This window comes from Spirosoma spitsbergense DSM 19989 (genome assembly GCF_000374085.1).
In the GTDB taxonomy this organism is placed as follows: domain Bacteria; phylum Bacteroidota; class Bacteroidia; order Cytophagales; family Spirosomataceae; genus Spirosoma; species Spirosoma spitsbergense.
In genome coordinates this window covers 1-1,966 of record NZ_KB893507.1, presented here as the reverse complement: position 1 = coordinate 1,966, position 1,966 = coordinate 1, and the positions used below count along the sequence as shown (strand labels likewise).

Below are 1,966 nucleotides of genomic sequence, written 5' to 3'. Positions count from 1 at the left end.
GACGCTAAATGCAACTAAGTTGGCTTTGCAGGAACTCAACAGCCTCAAAAGTCAATCTACTCTATTGGCCAAGGCTGCGTAACATCAGTTAGTAAAATGCGTGTCTGATCGTCCGTCTGATGTGGGCAATCCAAATGAAACTTTGAGCCGACAGAATCGTCCGTTCGTAGTCTTTTGCCAATCTGCGGTTATTACCTAACCAACTAATCGTACGTTCTACTATCCACCTCCACTTGTGAATAAGCAATTCACCATCAGTAGGTTGGTCCTCAACCGGAGTCTTTGAAATCACCACGCGCATATCATAAATCGTTTCTAACTGTTCCTTAAAATGGCCGCCGAACGTACTGTCAGCATACATCAACACCAGGTCATCCAGCAACGGGTTGATATGCTCAGCCTGCTCCCAAAACGTAACGCCTGCCTGCCCGTCGTGAACGTTGGCCGGATGCACGTCAGTCCACAACAAATGCCCGCACGGGCGGCCCCGCCATCGTATCGACCATCAAAAACCGCTTGCGGCCCTTGATAAGTTTACCGCCATCAAACCCAATCTGTTCGGTGGCCGTCGAGGAGTTCTTGACGCTCTGCGAGTCGATCACGGCTACTGTTGGGACAGGCTTTTTGTCCACTTTAAGCCGATGAAGTATCGTCAACTCGTTGGCAATCAGTATCCAGGTAACGTCTTTGCTCCATTTCCGGAAGTACCAGTAAACAGTTTGCCATGGCGGAAAACCATCGGGCAGATCGCGCCAGATGATGCCGTTTTTGGTCAGATAAAAGATGGCTTCGACAATGCGTCGAAGGGGCCAAACGCTTTTTCGTTTGACATAAATGAGTTTTTCAATACCTTGCCATTGAGAGGCCGTCAGGTCGGAGGAATAAGGTTGCTTCACACAACTTAAACCCCGATTGGCGGCTTTCTCGTTTCTCAAATCGCTAACTCAAACAGCTTCTAAGAGGGGTATACTTACCGAACCTTGGTTACCTCTGTATGCTGGTTAGTGGACATAGATTAGTACCGGACCTACTTCATTTAATTACCTATAAGTCAATACCTTACACGTATATCACGTCTCATAAAATAGTCTAAGACCACTAAAACACCTATGGCAAAAAGGGTTAATGGGTAACTAATCGGAAGGGCGTCGAGGGTTCCCTCTATACCCAAAAAAAAACGATCCAGTCCGGAGGAGGTAGGTTGAGCTGGACTGGAAGAAAGTAGACCTACACAGAAAAGAACGATCAAGAGCAGCGATGCTGCCATCACATACCATACCCTGGGGCGAATAATGGGCTCCAGTTGCCTGGGTTGCGAAACCAGGATTTGATTCATCACCCGACGATTAAAAGCAGACGATGGTTTTTCGACAAGCGTATGCGATTGTAAAAGCTGGATCAGGGCGGCTTCGTTTGCCGGGTCCAGTTCCGATTCAGCCTGCACCTGTTTCATGATGGCACGGGTGAAGTCAGCACCCGGTTTGTCGGGTCCGACTTGTTGGATCAGCCTGCTGAAACGATCTTTTTTTTCGTCCTCCATAGATAATGGCCGTTCAAATCGACAACCGGTTCATTTACAATAAAAAACGCAACTGCGCTTCCAGTACTTTTCTGGCCCGGAATAATTTTACCTTAATGTTAGATTCCGATAAGCCGGTTATCTCCTCAATTTCCCGGATTGACTTCTCGTCCAGGTAATATAACGTGATCAATAGCCCATCTATTCCCGGCAATCGACTGATAGCGTCTTTAATATAGTTCTGCTGCTCGGTTATCTGTAGATGCTCTAGTTGTGAACGCTGGTCATGATCCAAAAACGTCTCGGCGCTCTCTTCATGGATTGAAACCGTTGTCATTCGCTGTTGCTCTAATTTAACGCGAACTATGGGATTGTGAAATTCTTAAAACCGGCGTTTAAAGGGCATATGAGCCGAAATTGGTAGTTTTGGGTGCTAACCAAACAAAA

At 46.9% G+C, this 1,966-nt stretch carries 4 protein-coding genes; all 4 read right to left on the bottom strand.

Annotated elements, in window-relative coordinates; genetic code table 11:
* Positions 1 to 88: 88 nt before the first annotated feature.
* The 4 genes from B157_RS35235 to B157_RS35230 all read right to left on the bottom strand — a co-directional run bounded on the left by B157_RS35235 (position 89) and on the right by B157_RS35230 (position 1,856).
* On the bottom strand, positions 89 to 454 hold the full coding sequence (locus tag B157_RS35235; RefSeq protein ID WP_052646997.1) for a transposase: 366 nt from the start codon (positions 452 to 454) through the stop codon (positions 89 to 91).
* Between the two features lies 1 nt (position 455).
* The gene (locus tag B157_RS37460) at positions 456 to 896 is read right to left on the bottom strand and encodes a transposase (RefSeq protein ID WP_020603704.1); all 441 of its coding nucleotides are present in this window, start codon (positions 894 to 896) and stop codon (positions 456 to 458) included.
* Positions 897 to 1,051: 155 nt separating this feature from the next.
* Positions 1,052 to 1,540: a hypothetical protein gene (locus B157_RS0112705; RefSeq protein ID WP_020603703.1), complete on the bottom strand. Its 489-nt coding sequence runs from the start codon at positions 1,538 to 1,540 to the stop codon at positions 1,052 to 1,054.
* 34 nt (positions 1,541 to 1,574) lie between these two features.
* Positions 1,575 to 1,856, bottom strand: coding sequence for an RNA polymerase sigma factor (locus B157_RS35230; RefSeq protein ID WP_020603702.1), 282 nt, complete (start codon positions 1,854 to 1,856; stop codon positions 1,575 to 1,577).
* Between the last annotated feature and the right edge of the window lie 110 nt (positions 1,857 to 1,966).

Excerpts from the sequence above, each read along its gene's own strand:
- B157_RS0112705 (WP_020603703.1), bottom strand. The coding sequence starts at position 1,540 with ATGGAGGACGAAAAAAAAGATCGTTTCAGCAGGCTGATCCAACAAGTC.
- B157_RS35230 (WP_020603702.1), bottom strand. The coding sequence starts at position 1,856 with ATGACAACGGTTTCAATCCATGAAGAGAGCGCCGAGACGTTTTTGGAT.